The sequence below is a fragment of the Candidatus Blastococcus massiliensis AP3 genome, from assembly GCF_000582785.1.
Taxonomy (GTDB): domain Bacteria; phylum Actinomycetota; class Actinomycetes; order Mycobacteriales; family Geodermatophilaceae; genus Blastococcus; species Blastococcus massiliensis.
This window is the reverse complement of the sequence record NZ_HG931173.1, coordinates 1,546,170-1,566,082: the sequence shown is the minus strand read 5'-3', so window position 1 is coordinate 1,566,082 and position 19,913 is coordinate 1,546,170. Positions and strand designations below refer to the sequence as shown.

At 73.4% G+C, this 19,913-nt stretch carries 17 protein-coding genes; 11 read left to right on the top strand and 6 right to left on the bottom strand.

Going from position 1 to position 19,913, the window contains the following annotated elements; translation table 11 throughout:
- The 3 genes from BN344_RS07740 to BN344_RS18970 all read left to right on the top strand — a co-directional run.
- On the top strand, window positions 1–1,221 hold a 1,221-nt coding region (locus BN344_RS07740), incomplete at its 5' end, for a zinc ribbon domain-containing protein (protein WP_155858784.1).
- A 19-nt stretch (window positions 1,222–1,240) separates the two neighbouring features.
- On the top strand, window positions 1,241–2,038 hold the full coding sequence (locus BN344_RS19870) for a zinc ribbon domain-containing protein (RefSeq protein WP_051515631.1): 798 nt from the start codon (window positions 1,241–1,243) through the stop codon (window positions 2,036–2,038).
- A 13-nt stretch (window positions 2,039–2,051) separates the two neighbouring features.
- Window positions 2,052–2,993 carry a peptidoglycan recognition protein family protein gene (locus BN344_RS18970; protein WP_051515630.1) on the top strand — a complete coding sequence of 314 codons (942 nt, stop codon included), beginning with the start codon at window positions 2,052–2,054 and terminating at the stop codon, window positions 2,991–2,993.
- Window positions 2,994–2,999: 6 nt separating this feature from the next.
- Here BN344_RS18970 and BN344_RS18965 read toward each other — a convergent pair whose 3' ends face one another.
- Both BN344_RS18965 and BN344_RS18960 read right to left on the bottom strand, forming a co-directional pair.
- A complete protein-coding gene (locus BN344_RS18965) occupies window positions 3,000–5,099 on the bottom strand; it encodes a glycosyltransferase family 4 protein (protein ID WP_051515629.1) in 2,100 nt (699 codons plus the stop codon).
- A complete protein-coding gene (locus BN344_RS18960) occupies window positions 5,099–6,070 on the bottom strand; it encodes a glycosyltransferase family 2 protein (protein WP_051515628.1) in 972 nt (323 codons plus the stop codon). The genes BN344_RS18965 and BN344_RS18960 overlap by 1 nt, the downstream gene beginning before the upstream one ends.
- A gap of 281 nt (window positions 6,071–6,351) precedes the next feature.
- Between BN344_RS18960 and BN344_RS07710 the strand changes: the two genes are divergently transcribed.
- The 6 genes from BN344_RS07710 to BN344_RS07685 all read left to right on the top strand — a co-directional run bounded on the left by BN344_RS07710 (window position 6,352) and on the right by BN344_RS07685 (window position 12,938).
- Window positions 6,352–7,341 carry a glycosyltransferase gene (locus tag BN344_RS07710; protein WP_208091982.1) on the top strand — a complete coding sequence of 330 codons (990 nt, stop codon included), beginning with the start codon at window positions 6,352–6,354 and terminating at the stop codon, window positions 7,339–7,341.
- Window positions 7,338–8,879, top strand: coding sequence for a lipopolysaccharide biosynthesis protein (locus BN344_RS07705; RefSeq protein WP_081788423.1), 1,542 nt, complete (start codon window positions 7,338–7,340; stop codon window positions 8,877–8,879). The genes BN344_RS07710 and BN344_RS07705 overlap by 4 nt, the downstream gene beginning before the upstream one ends.
- Window positions 8,876–10,138 (top strand): polysaccharide pyruvyl transferase family protein, encoded by a 1,263-nt coding sequence (locus tag BN344_RS07700; protein WP_040337585.1) that lies wholly within the window; start codon window positions 8,876–8,878, stop codon window positions 10,136–10,138. The genes BN344_RS07705 and BN344_RS07700 overlap by 4 nt, the downstream gene beginning before the upstream one ends.
- Complete coding sequence (locus BN344_RS07695; RefSeq protein ID WP_040337584.1) at window positions 10,139–10,672, top strand: acyltransferase; 534 nt, start codon at window positions 10,139–10,141, stop codon at window positions 10,670–10,672.
- Between the two features lie 158 nt (window positions 10,673–10,830).
- Window positions 10,831–11,964 carry an acyltransferase family protein gene (locus tag BN344_RS07690; protein ID WP_040337583.1) on the top strand — a complete coding sequence of 378 codons (1,134 nt, stop codon included), beginning with the start codon at window positions 10,831–10,833 and terminating at the stop codon, window positions 11,962–11,964.
- Window positions 11,961–12,938, top strand: coding sequence for a glycosyltransferase (locus BN344_RS07685; protein ID WP_081788422.1), 978 nt, complete (start codon window positions 11,961–11,963; stop codon window positions 12,936–12,938). The genes BN344_RS07690 and BN344_RS07685 overlap by 4 nt, the downstream gene beginning before the upstream one ends.
- A 41-nt stretch (window positions 12,939–12,979) precedes the next feature.
- Here BN344_RS07685 and BN344_RS07680 read toward each other — a convergent pair whose 3' ends face one another.
- From BN344_RS07680 to BN344_RS07670, 3 genes are all read right to left on the bottom strand, one after another.
- Window positions 12,980–14,455, bottom strand: coding sequence for a hypothetical protein (locus BN344_RS07680; RefSeq protein WP_040337582.1), 1,476 nt, complete (start codon window positions 14,453–14,455; stop codon window positions 12,980–12,982).
- The gene (locus tag BN344_RS07675) at window positions 14,455–15,069 is read right to left on the bottom strand and encodes a YveK family protein (RefSeq protein WP_040337581.1); all 615 of its coding nucleotides are present in this window, start codon (window positions 15,067–15,069) and stop codon (window positions 14,455–14,457) included. The genes BN344_RS07680 and BN344_RS07675 overlap by 1 nt, the downstream gene beginning before the upstream one ends.
- 100 nt (window positions 15,070–15,169) lie before the next feature.
- Window positions 15,170–16,072, bottom strand: a complete 903-nt coding sequence (locus tag BN344_RS07670; RefSeq protein ID WP_040337580.1) for an alpha/beta hydrolase — start codon at window positions 16,070–16,072, stop codon at window positions 15,170–15,172.
- A 318-nt stretch (window positions 16,073–16,390) separates the two neighbouring features.
- Between BN344_RS07670 and BN344_RS07665 the strand changes: the two genes are divergently transcribed.
- Window positions 16,391–17,710 (top strand): UDP-glucose dehydrogenase family protein, encoded by a 1,320-nt coding sequence (locus BN344_RS07665; RefSeq protein WP_040338127.1) that lies wholly within the window; start codon window positions 16,391–16,393, stop codon window positions 17,708–17,710.
- 2 nt (window positions 17,711–17,712) lie between these two features.
- Window positions 17,713–18,987: an acyltransferase family protein gene (locus tag BN344_RS07660; RefSeq protein ID WP_166518200.1), complete on the top strand. Its 1,275-nt coding sequence runs from the start codon at window positions 17,713–17,715 to the stop codon at window positions 18,985–18,987.
- Here the strand turns inward: BN344_RS07660 and BN344_RS07655 are convergent.
- Entirely contained in the window at window positions 18,938–19,657 is a 720-nt protein-coding gene (locus BN344_RS07655; protein ID WP_040337579.1) for a hypothetical protein, read from the bottom strand. The genes BN344_RS07660 and BN344_RS07655 overlap by 50 nt on opposite strands.
- Between the last annotated feature and the right edge of the window lie 256 nt (window positions 19,658–19,913).

The window sequence follows — 19,913 nt, the reverse complement described above, 5'->3', positions numbered from 1 at the left end:
ATGTGGTGTGTGCACTGCGGGGCGCAGATCCCTCCGCATGACCGGTTCTGCATGTACTGCGGCAAGCCACAGCCCGAGCAGCAGACGGCACCGGCCGCCCAGCTCCCTCCGGCAGCGCCGCAGCCGGGCCAGTTCCCGCCACCTGCCGCCTACCCGCCACCCGGCCCGGCCCGGAAGAACAGCCGGCGCGGCGTGGTGATCGCTCTCGCCACCGTCCTCGCCGTGGCCCTCGCGGCCGTCGGTGTGCTCGCGCTGACCGGTCAGGGCCCGTTCGCCGACGACGAGCCGGCGTCGTCCACCAGCGCCGACGACGAACCCGCCGAGCAGCCGGCCGACGAGGAAGAGGAGGACGAGGCTCCCCAGCCGTTCTGGACCGTGGACACCCTGACCCCGTACCTCGACGCCGTCGCCGACGACGAGGCCGAGGACTGGAGCTACTTCGCCGAGGACTCGGTCGTCGCCGTCCCCTGCGGCGGCGAGGGCGCGCACGGCGCCTCCCCCGACCTCGTCGAGCGGACCGCGGGCGGGAGCGGCATCTTCGTCTCCGCGCAGATCCTCACCGACGCCGATGCCGCCGAGCGCGAGATGGACCGGTTCCGCGAGCTGATCGAGGACTGCGGCGAGCACGACTACATCTCGCTGAACGGCTCGGTCGGGGACACCTGCGCCGCACCCGAGAACGTCGAGCTGGAGCCGTACATCCGCTTCGAGCAGAGCTGTGACGGCATCGGCGGCGGCGTCCCGTTCACGCAGATCATGCTGCAGTCGGGCAACGCGGTGATCGGCCTGGACGTGGGGTCCGACCGGGTCGACGAGGTCGACGGGCTGCTCCCCGGCTTCCTGGTCGAGCTGCAGGGCGGCGCGGGGCCGGCCACCGGGTCGGTCGGCGGGGACGAGGTGGTCTCCGACGACTTCATCGACGACTGGTCCGGCGATGCCTCGGGGGAGCTGTCCGGCGAGCTGGCGATGCAGGTCGGCCAGTACGACCCGGACGGGGGCCCGAGCCGGCCGCTGACCGGGGACATCTCCTTCCGGGATCTGGGCTGCTACGGCTTCTGGGACGAGATCTCCCGGGATGACACGAGCGTGACCGTCGAGGCGGTCATGGAGGATTCGGGCGGCATCTGCGAGGACGTGCTGACCATGACGCTCGAGCTCGAGTCCGGCCTGCTGCTGGTCGAGGGCGAGTGGTGGACCGCCGTCCTCGACCCGGAGAACTGATGCTGAGGAGAGCGGGCACGTGACGGAAGGCTTCTGCCGCAACTGCGGCGCTCAGCGGACGCCGGGCGCCGACTTCTGCGCGAACTGCGGCACCCCCGCACCTGCATCCACACCGGCGGCGGCGCCTCCGCAGCAGCAGGCGACACCGACGGCACCGTGGGCCGCCAAGGCCGCCGTGGGGCAGCAACCGCCGGACAGCCCGGCCGCCCCCCGCCGCGGGCTGGGCACGGTCGGCTGGTCGGTCCTCGGCGTCCTGGTCGTCGCGGCCCTGATCGCCGGCCTCGTCGTGTTCCTGAGCGGCTCGGACGACGACAACACCGCGGCCGCGGCCGACCGGACCTCGGCGACGTCGAGCAGCACACAGGAGCGGGAGTCCGACGAGACGCGCGCGCCCCGCACCAGGGAGGACGACGAGCCGTCGTCGTCCCGCCCGACCCGGACCGTGTCGCCCCGGCCGCTGCCCTCGACCCCGCCCGCGCCGGCGGCCGGCAGCCTGGACGTCGGCGTGGAGATGACACCGCCCGCGTGCGACGGCTCCTGGGTGGTCTTCCTGGGCGCGGCGACCGAGCCGGCCACCTACGCCTCCGACATCCGCGCACTGCTGAACAGCCAGCCGAACGCCAAGTACCTGGTCACCCAGGGGTCGTGCACCTCGATGCGCCAGGCGCTCGACGACGGCACGCTCATCTACACCGTCTACATCGGTCCGTACGCCGACCAGACCACGGCCTGCGCCGCCCGGGCGGCGGTCGGCGGCGCCGCGTACGTGAAGCGGATGGACAACGCGACGCCGCCCGACCAGACGTGGCAGTGCTGACCGGAGTGCGGCGGTGAGCGGCACGAGCCGGCGGGCGTTCCTGCTCGGGGCGTCGGCGGCCGCGCTCGCCGTGCCCCTGGTGGGTGCGCTGCCGCGGGGAGCGTCGGCGGCTCCGGGGCTGACCGGCCTGGACGTGCGCCCGCGCTCGGCCTGGGCGCAGGGGCTGCCGACGCCGTCGCCGCTGCCCCAGGAGCAGGACGTGCGGTTCCTGATCGTGCACCACTCGGCGTCGCCGAACGGCTATGCGCCCGATGCCGTGCCGGGGGTGCTGCGCGGGTTCCACGGCTTCCACACCGGGGCGGACAAGGGCTGGCCGGACGTCGCCTACAACTTCTTCGTCGACCGGTTCGGCGTCGTCTGGGAGGGGCGGGCCGGCAGCCTCGAGGGGCCGGTGCTGCCGGACGCCACCGGTGGCAGCCAGGGGTTCTCGCAGATCGCCTGCTTCATCGGCGACCACTCGACCGAGCCGCCGACGCCGGAGGCGCAGCGCTCGATGATCCTGGTGCTGGCGGCGCTGGCCGAGCGGCACGGCATCGACCCGAGCCCGGGGGCGACGACGAACTTCGTCTCGCGCGGGTCGAACCGGTGGCCGGCCGGGGCGGCGGTGACGGCGTCGACGATCGCCGGGCACCGCGACATGTCGGAGACGACGTGCCCGGGAGAGGCCGCCTATCCGCTGGTGCGCGACGTCTTCCCGGCCGAGGTGGCGGCGGTGCTGGCCGCACGGGCTCCGCAGCCGCCACCGGAACCGGCGCCGGCCGAGGAACCGTCTCCAGCACCCGTGCAGCCCGCACCGGAGACACCGGCTGCCGAGGAGGGCAGCACGGAGGACGGCGGCCTGGACGGGACGACGACGGCGGTGGTGCTGGGCGGCGCGGGCGTGGTGGCCGCGACGGCGGCGACCGTCACGGTGCTCCAGCTGCGCGGACGCAGAGGCGCCGGCCCGGAGCAGTGAGCAGTCTCAGCTCGCCCGGCGGTCGGCGAGTGCGTCCAGCCAGAGCTGCTCGAGCCGGGGGAACACCGCCGCCGCGCTGAACCGCTCCTCGAAGGCAGCCTTCCCGGCAGCGGCCAGCTGGGCACGCCGGTCGCCGTCCGAGAGCACGGACTGCAGCGCGGTGTGGAACGCGTCCACGTCCGCCGGGGGGACGACGATGCCGCGCCCCTCGCCCAGCACCGCGGCGATGCCACCCACGTCGGTCGAGATGACGCAGTTGCTCCGGGCCATCGCCTCGAGGATGAACATCGGCATCGCCTCGTCCCGGGAGGGCAGCACGGCGACCTGGGACCGGTCCAGCAGGGCCATCAGCTCCTCGTGCGCCAGCGAGCCGACGAGCCGCATACCGGGGATGCCCTCGCGCACCAGGTGAGCCTCGCGGACCGGTCCGGCGACCACCAGCTCCCAGCCGGGCGCATCGATCCGTGACCAGGCCTCCTGGAGGACGTCGATGCCCTTGCGGTGCGAGACGACGCCCCCGAAGACGACGAGTGGGTCCTTCTCCGTCGGCGAGCTGGAGGGGATCGCGTTGGGGATCAGCACCACCCGGTCCGCCGGGACGAAGCGAGCCGACACCTCCGACGTCTCCGCCGAGAGCGTGATCACCCGGTCGGCATGCAGGAGCGCCCAGCCGGTGAGCCGCGGGTGCCGGGCGGCGAACGTCGCGAACGAACTGCCGTGCAGATGGGCGACTGTGGCGATGCCGCGGCGGTGGGCCACCCGGAGCAGGAAGCCCTCGCGGACGAACGAGCCTCGTTCCGACAGGTGCGCCACCACGACGGAGCGCCGCCGGGGCAGGCGGAGCACCCGCACCAGCGCCCCCGTCGCCTTGAGGGCGGCGGCTCGGAGGTCGTGCGGGTTGCCGCGCGAGGTGATGATGGCGACGTCGACCCGCGGGAAGTCCCACGCCACGTAGCCGTTGAGTACCTGGGTCATGCCGCCGGGGATGTCACCGACGCGGCCGAGGTGGTGCACGGTCGGCCGGTCGGCGCCCCTCACCACGTCCCGGATCCGGTCGCGAGAAACGCGCAGCCGGGTGCGGGCCTCGAGGAGGCGGCCGAACATCTCCGCCCGCCGGTCGGCGAGGTCCTTCAGCCGCCCGGTCAGTTCCTCGCCGGAGCCCGCCGGGATCGACACCCCGTGCAGGCCGATGGTGGCGAAGTGCCGGTCGACCTTGTCGGAGCCCTCGACCGACGCACCCACCGGGACGGCGCCCTCGGTGAAGGCGGCGATCAGCACGTGCAACCGGTCGGAGATCACCACCGCCGTCCGCGAGTACAGCTCGCGGAGCCGGCGTTCCTGCTCGTCGTGCGGCGTCGACTCCGGCCAGGTGAGCGCGCGCCCGCCCAGGTCCGCCGCCAGCCGCACGGTGCGGGCGTCGTCGGTGCGGACCTGGGTGACCGCCCAGATCGTCAGGGCGTTCTGCGCCGCGTAGGCCCGGACGCCGGCCAGCCAGGCGTCGCTCGGATGGGGCCGGCTCGCCTCGTCGCCGCGCATGGACACCACCAGGACGTCCCGCTCGGGGGAGCGGACGGAGAACGAGGCGACGGCGTCGTCGTCGGCTCCCTCCCCGAAGGCCAGGTCCGGCATGACCTCGCCGGTGCCCATGTAGGCGCCGGTGGCGTCGTCCCGCCAGAGGGTCAGGTCCGACAGCGCGATCGAGGGGCGCATCAGGGCCCGCGGCACCGGTGCGAAGTTCCGGGTGCCGACGCCGGCCCGGACGGCCGCGCCGCCGCGCAGCCGGAGCGCGAGCAGCAACGGCAGGGCGGAGAGGTGCTCCTTCAGGCCCGCGAGCGTCAGCTGGATCTCGCCGGGCTTGAAGACGTAGGCGGCACCGCCGCGCAGGGCGGAGGTCAGCGCGACCCGGTACCAGGCCCGCAGCGACCGGTAGACCCGGTCGTCGGGGCCGAGCCCGAGCCCCTCGTCGTAGCCGGCGGGGGACGAGCCCACGTACACGTGCAGCTCGCCGGTCTCCCGGACCCAGTCGAGCAGCTGACGGCGCAGGATGACGTCGCCGATGTTCTCGAACTGTCCCCGGCCGATCGCGAAGACCTTCCTCGGGCGCATCAGCGATCACCGACGGCGAGCAGCGCTCGATGGGCGCGCAGCGACACCCTGGCCGAGACCGCCAGTGCGAGTCCCCTGAGATCCCGGCGGCGGGCCAGCAGGACCAACTCCCGCGCACCCAGCCGGCGGCGCAGCCGGGCCACGTGGCGACGGCGCTCCGCAGCGGTGTACGGACCCAGCACGGCGTCCTTGAGCCCGGACAGCACCAGACGGCGGGTGACGAAGTAGCGGTAGTCGTCGGTGTCGGTCGCCGGTGGTCGGACGCGCCGCGCGGCGGTCTCCACGGCGGCCGCGATCAGCTCGAGGGACTCCGCGCGGCGGGGGTGGGTGGTGATGATCGAGTTGCTGCGGACCCGGTACTCGTAGACCGGCACGGGCAGGAAGGCGACCCGGTCGGCGGCGGCCACCGCCTGGGCCACCATGGCGAGGTCTGACTGCACGCGGGCCGGGGTGACGTCGATCCCCAGCAGGAGATCGCGGCGGAACAGCTTGTTCCACAGGTGCCCGGTGAGCTCTCCGCCGAGGAACCGCGAGAAGGCCTCGCGGCCCGAGACCGGTGGTCCCTCGGGCGCGGCCAGGACGGCGGGGGCGCGGCCGGACTCGAAGGTGTAGCGCGCCCCGGCCACCACGATGTCGGTACCGGGGACCTCGGCGGCCGCGGCCCCCAGCCGCGCCGCGGCGTCCGGGCCCCAGCCGTCGTCGGAATCGACGAACCAGATCCAGTCGGCCCGCGCCTCCTCGACACCTCGCCTGCGGGCCCGGGCGACGCCGCCGTTCTCCGGCAGCGCGACGAGCCGGACCCGCTCGTCGCCGTCGGCTGCGGCGCGGACGGCCTCCCGGGATCCGTCGGTGGAGCCGTCGTCCACGACGACCAGCTCGAGGTGCACGCCCTCCTGGGCCAGGACCCGGCGGACGGCGTCGCCCACGTGTGCCTCGTCGTCGAAGACGGGCAGGACGACGCTGATGAACATGTCTCCTCAGAGGGCTCGGCGCAGTGGGCGGCCAAGGGGCAGCGGGCAGCCGGAGCCGCGTCACAGGAAAACCGTGGGTCGGCCCATTCTCGAATGACGCGGATGAGCTACCGGTGGAAACGGGGCGGGCGTAGTCCTAAAGAGGGAATCGGCGCCGGCCGGGCGTGTGCGATGCTCCGACGTCCGACGTGCCGGCGGGAAAACCGGGCCATTCTGCACGTGGTGCAGCCGGTCACGAATGCGTAGGGGAAGCCATCTCGAACCACTCGCGGCGCGACCTGGTGGTGCTGCACTCGCTGCGCGAGCCGGACGGGACCACGCAGTACGTGGACCAGATCATCGGCGGCACGCCACCAGGAGTGCGGATCCGCCTGTTCGACTGGTCGACGGCGTTGGTCGGGCGGTACGACGTGCTGCACGTGCACTGGCCCGAGCTGCTCATCCGGGACAGCCGCCGGCCGTGGTTGCGGTTCGTCAAGCGCCGGCTGCTCGCGCTGCTGCTCCTGCGGCTGCGGGTGCAGCGGATCCCGTTGGTCTGGACCGCCCACAACCTCGATCCGCACGAGCAGGGGACGCGGTCCGACCGCCGCGCGCTGGACAGGTTCTCCCGGCGGGTCGACCTCGTCATCCGGCTGAACTCCGCAAGCCCGGTCACCATCGGCCGCGAGCGCGTGACCATTCCCCACGGGCACTACCGGGAGCCGTTCTCGCGGTACCACCAGCCGGCGGCGGAACGCGGCCGCCTCCTCCATGTCGGGATCATCCGGCCCTACAAGGGCATCGACACCCTCATCGAGGCCTTCCGCGGCGTCGACCGCGCCGACCTGCGGCTGCGGATCGTGGGGGCGCCGCATCCGGGCCAGGCGGAGCTCGTCGAAGCGGCCGGCCGGGGGGACCGCCGGATCGAGAGCCTGCTGCGCAAGGTGAGCGACCGGGAACTGGTCGAGGAGATCTCGCGCGCTCAGCTGGTGGTGCTGCCGTACCGCGGCAGCATGCACAACTCCGGGGCGCTGTTCGCCGCGCTGTCGCTGGGCCGGCCGGTGCTCGTGCCGGAGTCACCGACCAACGCCGCGCTCAGCGACGAGGTGGGGCCGGGCTGGATCCTCGAGTACCCCGGCGAGCTCACCGCCGAGGTGCTCGAGAAGGCCGTCCACGCCACGCTCACCCCGCCCGAGGGCGAGCCCGGCCTCGACGACCGGGACTGGGCGCGGATCGGCCTCCTCCACCGGGACGCCTACCGCCGGGCGCTCGCGCTGACGGGGCGGTCATGACGGCCGGGCTGGCGGCATCGGCGTCCCGCGGTGCGGCGGTCACCCTCGGGGGCCAGGGGGTCCGGATCCTCGTCCAGCTGGTCGGGATCGTGGTCCTCGCCCGCCTGCTGTCGCCGGAGGACTACGGCCTGCTCGCCATCGCGGCGCTGATCGTCGGCTTCGGGGAGTTGTTCCGGGACTTCGGGCTCTCCTCGGCCGCCGTCCAGGCGAAGGTGCTCACCGACGGCCAGCGCGACAACCTCTTCTGGCTCAATGCCGGCATCGGGGCCGCGCTGGCCCTGCTCCTCTGCGCAGCGGCGCCGCTGGTCGCCCTCGCCTTCGGCGACGACCGGCTGACGCTCGTCGCCGTCGTCATGTCCGGGATCTTCGTGCTCAACGGGCTGTCGACCCAGTACCGGGCCATGCACGCCCGGCACCTGCGGTTCGGCAGGCTCGCCGTCGCGGAGATCGGCGGGCAGGTCGCCGGTGTGGCCGTCGGTATCGGGCTGGCCGTCGGCGGCTCCGGGTACTGGGCGCTGGTCGCCCAGCAGCTCACCCAGGGCCTGGTGGCGCTCCTCGCCCTGGGACTCACCAGCGGCTGGCTGCCCGGCCGGGTCGCGCGTTCGGAGTCGATCCGGCCGTTCCTCCGCTACGGCATGCCGCTGCTCGGCACCCAGGTCCTCAACTACGCGGGCCGCAACATGGACACGCTCGTCCTGGGAGCACGGTTCGGGGCGGCCCCGCTGGGCCTCTACAACCGGGCCTTCCAGCTGGTGATGATGCCGCTGCTGCAGGTCCAGGCGCCCTCGACCCGGGTGGCGCTGCCAGTGCTCGCCCGGCTGCAGGACGACCGGAAGCGGTTCGCCGAGTTCATCGGCTTCGGGCAGATCACGCTGCTCACCCTCATCGGCGGCGTGTTCGCCGTGATGTTCGCGCAGGCCCACGCCCTGGTGGCCGTCATGCTCGGGGACCAGTGGATGGAGGCCGTGCCGATCTTCCGGGCGCTGCTCGTCGCCGGGTTCTTCCAGGCCGCCGGCTACGCGACGAGCTGGGTGTTCCTGGCGAAGGGCCTCACCCGCGAGCAGTTCCGCTACGCGCTGACCACCCGTCCCGTGCTGGCCGCGATCATCGTCGGCGGCTCGGCGTGGGGCCTGCAGGGCGTGGCCGTCGCGTACACGGTCGGGGCCGCCCTCCTGTGGCCGACGGCGCTGCTCTGGATCCGGTGGGTGTCCGACGCCCCCGTCGCGACCATGTTCTGGAACGGCGTGCGCACCGGGGCGGTCGTCACCGTGGCAGCCGCCCTCTCGTTCGCCTCCACCGCGGCGTTCCCCGCCGACGCGCACGCCTGGCGGCTGCTGATCGGAACTCTCGCCGTCCTGGTCGCCGCCGTCGTGATCGCGCTCGTCTGGCCGGCGTTCCGGCGGGACCTCCTCGCGATCGCGGCGATGCGGAGGTACTTCGGGTCGAGGTCGCGGCGATCGGCCGGCGGGGAGCCGCAGGTCGCCGTCCCGGTGGGCCCCGAGCCCGCCCTCACGCCGAAGGCGGGGACGGACACGTGAGCACCGGAACCATGGAACTGCTGACCGGTCGCGCCCAGCGGGTGTGGCGGCGCGCGGTGGTCGGCTCCGGGCTGCCGGGCCTGGTCGACCGGACGATCATCCGCGCCCAGCTCCGCACCGCGCCGCGACGGCCGCGGACGCACCTGCTCCTCGCCGCCCCCGGCGGCGGCAACATGGGCGACCAGGCACTGCTCGAGGCGCTGCTCGAGAACATCGGCGGCCTGCTGACGCTCGTCGTCCCCGACCGGGAGGGGCTGGAGCTCCCCGAGGCGTTCCGGCGCCGGGTGGAGGTCCTGGAGATCCCACACCTCGTCTACGGAACCGGCGCCGAGCACCGGGCCGCCGTCGCACGCTTCGGTCGCGCGCTGGCCGAGGCCGCGCACCTGTCCGTCGTGGGCGCCGACGTGATGGACGGCCGGTACTCCCTGCCCGCCTCCGTGCGCCGCTCCACCCTGGCCACCGCTGCCGCCCGCGCCGGGGTGGACACCCGCATCATCGGTTTCAGCTGGAGCGATCGCCCCCGGGTCGCGGCCCGGCGCTCGCTCGCGGCCGCGGCACGCAGCGGCGTGCACCTGCTCCTCCGTGACCCGATCTCCGCCGACCGGGCGCGCCGCGACGGGATCCGTCCGGTCGAGGATGCGGCCGACGTCGTCTTCGCGGCCCGCACGGTCGACGGCTCGGCGGCGGACACCCTGCTCCGTGGGGTGTCCAAGCCGGTCGCGCTGGTCAACGTCAGCGGGCTGCTCGCCGCGCGCTTCGACCAGACGGAGGACTACCTGGCCATCGTCGAGCACCTGCTGCGCCGCGGCCTGCACGTGGTGGTGCTGGCGCACGTGGCACGGACCGACGGCGGGGATCAGGCCGCCTGCGCCGCCGTCATGACGAGGCTGGGGCGGCGCGAGGACGTCAGCAGCCTGCCCACCGTGCTGCCACCGGCTCAGGTCCGCGGGCTCACCGCCCGCGCCGCCATCACGGTGACCGGGCGCATGCACCTGGCCGTGATGTCCCTGATGAACGGAGTTCCCGCTCTCACCCTCGCCTCGCAGGGCAAGGTCGAGGGGTTGATGCAGCTGTTCGGGACCCCGCAGCTCCGCATCGAGGCGGCTCCCGGTTTCTCCGCGGACGTCATCGAGGTGATCGACCAGGTGCTCCCGGGCGACTCGGCGGCCCGGGCATCGATCGGACGGGCCCTGCCGGGGGTCGTCTCCCTGGCCGGGCGGAACACGGCGGGGCTGGCCGCCCCGGGAGCGGAGGAGTAGATGGCCGGCAGGCTGCGAGGGGTCCTGGCCAGCACGCTGGTGGCCAGCCCGGTCTGGTCCGCGCGCACCCGGGCGCGGCTGCTGCGGATGGTGGGCGTCCGGTTCCGGGGCCCCGCCCGGGTCTATCCCGGGATCCGCTTCATCGGCGGGGTGGAGCACCTGGAGATCGGCCGCGGGGCGGTCGTCAACGTGGGCCTGACGGTGGGCGCCCACGCCGACATCGTGCTGGGGGACCGGGTCCACGTGGGGCCAGGGGTGAGCCTGCTGCCCTCGTCGCACGAGCTCGGGCCACCGGGCCAGCGCGCCGGGAGGAGCACCAGCGCACCGATCCGGATCGGGAACGGGGCGTGGCTCGGCGCTGGCGTCATCGTGCTCGGTGGTGTGACCGTCGGAGCCGGCTGCGTCATCGCATCCGGAGCCGTGGTGGCCGCGGACACCGAACCGGACACGGTCCACGGGGGCGTCCCCGCCCGGCTGCTGCGCCGCCTGGAGGAGCCCGGTACCGGCGGGTCGGAGCCGGCCGGGGCGGTCTGACTCCCGCGGTCCGTCGTCGCGGCGCCCATCCCTCGTCCGGGGTACTTCCCTAGGTTCGGCCCGGCGGAGTGGCTTAGATCGTGATCAGGCTCCCGGCACGTTCTGAGTGCGGAGCGCTTGCTCGAAAGGAGAGCGACCGACACGAGGAGCCGGCAGCGATGGACGAGGGCCCCAGCACCGTGTCCGCGTCGGCGCCTCAGCGGCTGGACTGGGTCGACGCGGCCAAGGGGCTCGCGATGCTCATGGTCATCGCGTACCACGTCACCGCGTACGTGCAGACGGCCGGCGTCGACGCCGTGCTCGGCCGCGCCAAGGCGGTCTTCGAGCTGTTCCCGATGCCGGCGTTCTTCCTCGCCGCCGGTCTGTTCGCCGCCCGCCACGCCGAGTCGGCCTTCCCCGCCCTGTGGCGGGACCGGTTGCTCTCCCTCCTCTACCTCTACGTCGTGTGGTCGGTCGTCCGCACCGTCTTCTACCTCGTGGTCCCCGGCCTCAACGGCGAGCTCGGCGAGATCCCGGCGACCGACCCGCTCGCACTGCCGCTGATCCTGTTCTGGCCCAGCAGCAGCTACTGGTTCCTCTACGCCCTGTTCCTCTTCACCCTGGTGCGCTGGCTGATCGCCGGGCTGCCGGTCTGGGTGCAGGTGGCGGGCAGCGGCGCGGTGTCGGCGGTGTTCACCAGCCGGCTCGTGGAGACGGGGAACCTCGGCTGGGACCGCGTGGGTGCGCTGTTCTTCTTCTTCGTGCTGGGGGCGGTGTTCTCCCGGCAGCTCCTCGACCTGGTGCCCGCGGCCAGGCCGATCCACCTCGGGGTCGCACTGGCCGCGTTCGGGGTGTCGGCCGCGCTGATCCTCCTGGGCCTGCGCGGGCTGCCGCCGGTCGTGCTGGTCGGTCAGCTCGCTGCGGTGGCTGTGGGCCTCCTGTTCTGCCGGTTCCTCCTCCGGTTCCGGGTGTCGCGCCTGCTGAGCAGCATCGGTCGGGCGAGCCTCAGTCTCTACCTGCTGCACCTGTTCATCGTCGTCTCGGCGACCGCGCTCCTCGACCAGCTCGACCCCGCCTGGCCGCGGTGGGTCGACGTCGGTGTGCAGGTGTCGTTGACCCTGGTGACCCTCGTCGGCGCCTTCGGCCTCGCCCGGCTGACCAGCCGGGTGACGTGGCTGTACGTGCCGCCGGCCTTCCTCCGGGGCGCACGCGGTGAGCCCGTCGCCCCGGAGGCGGAGGTCGCCGAGGCGGAGGCGGGGCTCACCGGTCCCGCCGGGGCGGCTGCCCGGCCCCCTGGCAGGAGTGCGCGATGAGCGAGGTCCCCGCGCCGGACCTCCACCGGGGAGCGCGTCGCCGGCTGGTCCTCGCCGCCTCGACCGGCGGGCATCTCGCGCAGCTGGTCCGGCTGGCTCCGGGGCTCGGCGCGACCGAGGACTCGCTCTGGATCACCTTCCGCACCCCGCAGAGCGAGTCGTTGATGCAGGGGCGGAACGTTCTCTACGTCCCCTACATCCGGCCGCGGGACGGGCTGTCGATCGCGAAGGCGTTCCCCCAGATCCTGGCCCGCCTGCGTGGGGAGGACTACGAGGCGGCGGTCAGCACCGGTTCGGGCGTGGCCCTCGCCGCGCTGCCCGCGGCGCGCCTGGCGCGGATCCCGGCGCTGTACATCGAGAGCGTCTCGCGGTTCGCCGGGCCCTCGCTCAGCGGCCGGATCCTCGCTGCTTCCCGCCTCGCGGAGATGCGGACGCAGAGCCCGTCCTGGGCGGGCGGCCGGTGGGGACTGCACCCCAGTGTCCTGTCCACCTACCGGATCGTGCGGCGGCCGGATCAGCCGACCGGGAAGCCGCGGCTGTTCGTCACCCTGGGAACCATCCGGGGCTACGGATTCCACGCGGTGATCGACCGGATCCTGGAACTGGGGCTCGCCGACGAGCACACGGTCTGGCAGCTGGGAGACACCGAGCCCCGCGTGCACCTGCCGGGCCGGGTGTTCCGGGAGGTGTCGACGGGCGACTTCGGGCGCTACGCGCGCGAGGCCGACGTGGTGATCACCCACGCCGGCGTGGGCAGCGTGCTCGGGCTGCTCGACATGGGCATCGCTCCCGTCGTGGTGATCCGCCGGCGATCCCGGGCCGAGCACGTCGACGACCACCAGCAGCAGCTGGGGCGGATGGTGAACGAGACCGGGATCGGTTTCGCGGTCGAGGTCGACGAGCTCGACGCCGGCGTCATCACCGCCGCTGCGGCGCACCGGACGAGTCGTACCGAGGCGGACGCCACCGCGTAGCACGGGATCCCCGCACCCACGGCACCCGTGCCGGCCCGCGGTCAGCCGTGCGGGGAAGAGAGCCGATGCCGGCCGGGCCGCCCGTCCTGCCCCGTGGCGCGGAACGCGGCGACGATCCCGGCCGCTGCGAACACGAAGGGGAACGACGGCGAGGAGACGAAGACCGGGGACGCCACGGACTCCACGAGCAGCAGGAACAGCCACCCCACGCCGGTGATCCGGATCCAGTGGACGAGCGGCTGCTCCGCGACGGTGGTGCGGCGCAGCAGGGAGACCAGCATGCACGCGAGCCCGGCCGCGAAGAAGAAGGCGCCGATCCAGCCCGTCTCCCCGTAGATCGCGGGCCACTGGGAATCGTTGAGGAACTGACCGGAGTCCGGCTCCGGTGTCAGGCCGTACCGGTCCGGAAAACCCAGGTCGTAGTACAGCGGGCTGTAGTTCTCCGCCGCGGTGGAGCTGCCGTACCGGCCGAACCCCGCGCCCAACGGGAAGTACTCCGCGGCCACGGTCGCCCCGCCCTGGACGAGCCGGAACCGCGCGGAGTCCGGGTCGACGTACATGGTGATGTCGCCGCTGACGAGGCTGACCACGGGAGGCGCCGCGACCAGCAGCACCAGGGGGGCCACCGCGACGACCGCTGCGGCCCCGACCGGCCGCAGGTAGCGGCCGCCCAGGACGGCCAGCGTGCCCAGGAGCCCCACGATGGACTTCACCTGGAAGCTGAGGAGGGCGAATCCGCCGCTCGCGACCAGGAGGACCCCGTTCGCGAAGGACCGGCGCACCACCAGGCCGTAGACCAGCGCCCCGACGGCGAGCACGCCGCAGAAGCGGCTGAAGGCGGCCGGGTGCTGGAAGACGCCGTTGAGGGCCGGGATCGGGCCGACGTAGCTGAGCGGTGGGTTCCCGGTCGTCAGCCCGGTCCACGTCGCGGGGAAGACCAGGTTCACCAGCCCGGTCGTGGCCATCACGACGATCGCGGTGATGCCGACCCGGACGAGGACGACGAGGTCCTCGCGCGTCCAGTCCAGCTGGGCGAGTGCGAAGGCGAAGATCACGCCCTTGAGGGCGACGTAGGAGGCGGGCAGCGTGATGTCCGCCGGCACCTCGGCCGCGACCGAACTCAGCAGGCCGATGACGAGGTAGCCCGCGAACCATCCGGTGCCCGGCAGCCAGACCAGGCGTCCCTCGGTGACCAGGCGGCGGGTGCTCAGCGCGACGGCGGCGAGGGCGATCGCCCCCTCGCCCGCGTACCCACCCACCGGGCCCAGCACGTTCCGGAGAGGCGCTTCGACGACGATCGCGACCAGCGCGATCAGGGCGAACGCCTTCGGCCGGAACGTGGCCGTCAGGACCGCGAGCAGAGCGCCGAGGACCGCCAGCGGCACGACCGGCCCGAAGGCGGCGAGCGCGACCAGCAGCACGGTCGAGGTGCCGGCCAGCAGCGCCGAGGGAAGGAGAGCGAACCCCCTGGACGGAGCCCGTGGGGGTGCCTGCGCCGGGATCGGCGGGGCCGGCATCAGCGCTCCTGACTCCCCGCGGCGAGGGCCTGCCGGAAGACGACCGTCAGGAAGGCCACCAGGAGGCCGATCGCCAAGCCGACGAGCAGGTTCACCACCAGCTTGGGTGAGCTCGGGCCGTCGGGGACCGCCGGAGGTTCGACCACCCTGCCGGTGACCCCGACCTGGGCCGCGGGTGCGCTGGCTTCCTCGATCTGACCGACGAGGCTGCTGGTGATCGCCTCCGCGAGATCGGCCGCGTCGGTCGCCGTCTCGGCCTGGACGGTGATGGTGATGATGGACGTCCGCGGGATGAGCTCCGACGAGACCTGGCCGACCAGGTCGGTGGCGGCCACGTCCACGCCGGAGGCCTCGATCGCGGGCTCCAGCACCGCCGGTGTCTCCGCGAGGACGGCGTACGTGGCCACCTGGTTGGCGACGATCGCCGCCGCCTGGCCCGGGTCGACAGCGACCGGGCCGGAGACGACCGGCTCGATCAGGACCTTCGTCTCGGTCTCGTACGTCTCCGGTGCGAGTGCGGTCACCGTCCAGCCGGCAGCGAGTCCGAGGACGACGGTGAGCAGGATGACCAGCTTGTTCCGGCGGATGACGGAGAGCACCTCGCGCAGCTGCATCAGGCCTGGCCCCCCGTGTCGCGGCCCGACCGGCGGGCGGGCAGGGCGGGTGTCGTCATCTCGGTGGTCCTCTCGGGTGGTACGGGTCCGCGGGAGCCGGTCACAGGTGCTCCTCCAGGAAGGCGAGCACCTCGCGCCGGACGTCCCCGCTCAGCAGGCCGATCCCGTGCTTCGGTTCCTCGACGATCAGCAGCTCCACCGGCACGCCGGCGGCGCGCAGAGCATCGGACATGGCGACCGCCTGCTCCGCGGGGACGAGCTCTCCGGTGCCGTTGACCAGCAGCATGGGCGGATCGGAGGGATCCACGGCGCTGATGGGCGAGGCCGGCACGGCCTGGGGGCACTCGGTCGGCGAGGTGCAGCCCAGGTAGCTCAGCACCAGGGCGACGGCCTGCTCACTGGGGGTCCCGAGCCGGAGGCCGTCGGGGGACAGGACGGAGACACCGCTGAGAGAGACCACCGCCTTCACCCGCGCACCGCTGTCCAGCGGGCCCTCGCCCTGAGTAGCCAGGCTCTGCGCGATGACGGCCCCGGCCGAGCTGCCGAGGGCACCGATGCGCTCGGGATCGATCCCGAAGCGTTCGACCTGGGCGGGCTCGCGCAGCCACCGCACGGCGTTGGCCAGGTCGTCGACCTGGGCGGGGTAGGTCTCCTCCGGCACCAGCCGGTAGTCGACGCTGAAGGCGGCGGCTCCCAGCTGCGCGGTCATCTGGCAGAGGCTGCGGACCGCGGTGTCGTCCCGGGAGCCCTCGGTGAAGCCGCCGCCGTGGACGATCAGCACGGCCCGGCTCGGCTGCTCGGCGGACGGCGGCAGGCAGGCGTCCAGCTTCAGCTCCACGCCGTCGCCGGACCAGTAGGTGAGGCCCTCCTCCACCCGGACGTCGTCCGGAGCAGCTGCTGTCGACGGTGCGGGCTCGCTCGGGGTGGAACCGGTCGAGGAGCAGGCAGGGAGGACGGCGAGCAGGGCGCCGGCGAGCAGGGCGACCGGGGACCGCCGGGACATGACGACTCGTCGTGCGCTCGGGTGCGTCAACGTCCTTGCCTTTCCGACGGGCGTCGACGGACTGCTGCCGTGGTGGTCGACGAGCACGGTGGGCCAGGCGGCCCGGACTGGCTGCGGGCTCGGTGGCGGCGGGACGGCCGCTCCACAAACCGGGAGAAGTTTCCCATCGCGGGCCTGCCGGGACCGCCGGCCGAGGGGCAGCGCTCACTCGATCGAGTCACTCACATCCCCGCGATGCCCTCGGTCGGTCCGCACTCGTCCAGGGTGGGCGGTCGTGGACGCAGCAGCTCCGCAGCTCGGCCGGAGAGGGAAGTGTTCGTGAGGATCTCGGTCATCGGCTGCGGCTATCTCGGTGCGGTGCACGCGGCTTCCATGGCGGAGCTGGGCCACGACGTCGTGGGGATCGACGTCGACCGGAAGAAGGTCGACGCGCTCTCGGAAGCGCGTACTCCGTTCTACGAACCCGGTTTCCAGGAGCTGCTGAGCCGCGCGCTCGCCTCCGGTCGGCTGCGCTTCAGCACGGACGTCGCCGACGTCGCCGGCGCGCAGCTGCACTTCCTCTGCGTGGGGACGCCGCAGAAGCGCGGGGAGTACGCCGCCGACCTGCGCCATGTCGAGGACGCCACGGAGTCGCTGATCGGGGTTCTCGGCGCCGGGGAACTGGTCGTCGGGAAGTCGACCGTGCCCGTCGGCACCGCGGCCCGGCTGGCGCAGCTGGTGGCGGACAAGGTGCCCGGCGCCCTCCTGGCCTGGAACCCCGAGTTCCTGCGCGAAGGCTTCGCCGTCCAGGACACCCTGCACCCCGACCGGCTGGTGTACGGGCTCCCGCCGGGGGAGGACGGCGACCGGGCGCGGGCGCTGCTCGACGAGGTGTACGCCCCCATCGTCGACCGTGGCACGCCGCAGGTCGTCACCGACTACGCGACGGCGGAGATGGTGAAGACGGCGGCGAACTCGTTCCTGGCCACCAAGATCTCGTTCATCAACGCGATGGCCGAGCTGTGTGAGGCCACGGGCGCCGACGTCAAGCTGCTGGCGGATGCGATCGGCTACGACGACCGCATCGGGCGCAAGTTCCTCAACGCGGGGCTCGGCTTCGGTGGCGGCTGCCTGCCCAAGGACATCCGGGCGTTCATGGCCCGGGCGGGCGAGCTGGGCGCCGACCAGGCGCTCACCTTCCTGCGCGAGGTGGACAACATCAACATGCGGCGGCGGATCCGCATGGTGGAGCTGGCGCGCGAGGTCTGCGACGGCTCCCTGCTGGGGAAGCGGGTCGCCGTCCTGGGGGTGGCGTTCAAGCCCGACAGCGACGACATCCGCGACTCCCCGGCGCTCAACGTGGCCGCGCAGCTGCAGCTGCAGGGAGCCGTCGTGCGCGTGACCGATCCCGCGGCCATCGGGAACAGCCGCCGGGAGTGGCCGCAGCTGGACTACGCCGACACCGCGGAGGAGGCGGCGGAGCGCGCCGACGCCGTCCTCGTGCTCACCGAGTGGAAGCAGTACCGCGACCTCGACCCGGTGGCCTTCGGCGAGGTGGTCGCGCGGAAGCGGGTCCTCGATGGGCGCAACGCCCTCGACCGCGACGCCTGGACCGCCGCCGGGTGGGCCTACCGCGCGCTGGGCCGTCGAGCCGGCTGACCGTGACTGCTGCCGACGAACTCGGCCTGGCGGCCCGGCCCTCGGGAGCTCGGCGTCTCCTGGGCATCGAGGGGCTCCGGGGGATCGCGGCACTGCTCGTCCTGTTCCGCCACGTCGGCCAGCACACGACCGACGAGGAACGGACCGGGTTCCTGGGCCAGCTGTCCGAGGTGTCCCTGCACGGGCTGACGCTCTTCTTCGTCCTGTCCGGGTTCCTGCTGTTCCGCCCGTTCGCCCAGGCCGTCGTCGACGGCGATCCGCTCCCGTCGATCCGCAGGTACGCGGTCAACCGGGCGCTCCGGATCCTGCCGGCCTACCTCGTGATCTTCGTGCTGGTCGCGCTGGTCGTCGGCGTCGCCTACACGGAGGGGCCCGCCCTCATCCACGGTGCCGACAGCGTGGGCCGGCTGACCGATCCGGTGGCCGTCGCCCTGAACCTCGGGTTGCTGCAGACGTACGTGCCCGGCTACATCCTCACGGGCATCGGGCCGGCGTGGTCCCTGTCGGTGGAGGTCGCCTTCTACGTGTCACTCCCGCTGCTCGCGCTCAGCGCGGGCGTCCTCGTCCGCCGGCGGGTGCACCGGCTGGTGGCGGTGCTGCTGCCTCCGGTCGCGCTGATCGGGGTGGGGCTGGCGACGACGCTCGTGCTGGCGCGGCACCGCCGCGGCATGTCGGCCGAGGACGCCGTGCTGGCCGAGTGGGGGCAGACCGGCTCGGCCGCCGTCGCCCGGTCGCTCCTGGCGCACGCCGATCTCTTCGGCTACGGGATGCTCGCCGCGCTGCTGGTGGTCTACCTCCAGGTGCGGGGAGTGGAGAGCCTGTCGACGGCGGTGAAGGCAGGCGGGCTCGTGCTCTCGGCCGGGGCCGCCGTGGCCGCTCTCGCCGGCGTCGCCGGCGGGTTCCGCGACAACCTGATCGGAGTCGCGGCGGCCGGGCTGCTGGCGGTGGTCGTCCTTCCGGCGAGCCGGACCGGGGAACCGGCCAACCGGCTCGCCCGCGCGCTGGAGTGGGCCCCGGCTCGATACGCCGGCCTGATCTCGTACAGCGTGTACCTGTGGCACCTGCCGGTGATCTCCTGGCTGCAGGTGCGGTCCCTGACCTTCGGGGAGTCGACGCAGGGGCTCGTGCTGACGACGCTGCTGGTCATGGCCATCGTGGCGGTGCTGGCGTCGGCGACCTACTGGCTGGTCGAGCGGCCGGCACTGCAGCGGCGGGCGCCCTGGCCGGTCAGCTCAGGCCGCTCTCGACCCGCTTCTGCCAGGCCATCTCGTCGATGACGGCGCGCTTCTCGACGTCGTCGAAGCGCACCTTCTTCCAGCGGCCGTCGGTCTCCGTGGCGCCGTAGGCGCCACTGCGGTGCCACTCGCCCTTGCGGGTCAGGAACCAGGAGCGGCCGTGGTAGTCGGCGCCCTCGAACGCCCACCCGGAGAGCCGGGTGAGGCCGGTGCGGCGGGTCTCCGGCTCCGAGGCGTGGGGAAGGACGTGCAGGCAGACGGCGGTGAAGTCCTCGGCGGTGAGGCCGCGCAGGGTGTGCACCGCGGAGCGGATCTCCTGGTCGGTGCGCGGACCGTCCTGGAGGTAGAGCAGCCAGGCGGCGTCTTCGGGGGGCAGGTCGAGCAGCGTGGTGCGCTGGCGCTCGCGCTCGGCCTCCGCGGCGGCGGCCTCGGCCGCGCGGCGGCGCTCCTCCTCGACCGCGGCCTGGCGGGCGCGCAGGCGGGCATTGGCGAGGTCGCGGTCGCAGACCCGCCAGCCCAGCCACAGGTCGGAGTGGTCGGCGCAGACCGGGCGGGTGCACTCGGTGCACTCGCCGACGGCCGGGTCGCCGCAGCGGCAGAGGGCCGCGTCGTCCTCGTCGCCGCTGCCGGTCTGGAAGTAGACGGCGCCGCAGGTCTTCGACTCGGCCGGGCCGGCCGCCGATTGGGGAGCGGTCCCGCCGGGGACGCTCACGAGTTCGTCGACGCGGACGACGGCATCGCACCGCCAGTAACCGGGAAGGATCTGTGTGCGTTCGTCCGTCGCCCCACACGTGGGACAAGGCATGGCCGAAGGCTAGGAGGAATCGGGTGCGCACATACCCCAGGAGCGCGACGTGTCGCTAACGCCTCAACACGCCCGCCACAGGCGCCCCAGCCGACTGCATCTGAGACCTAGGCAGCTCGGCTACCCACTTGGACATGCGATGCCTGCCGGCACGCCCCGCCTA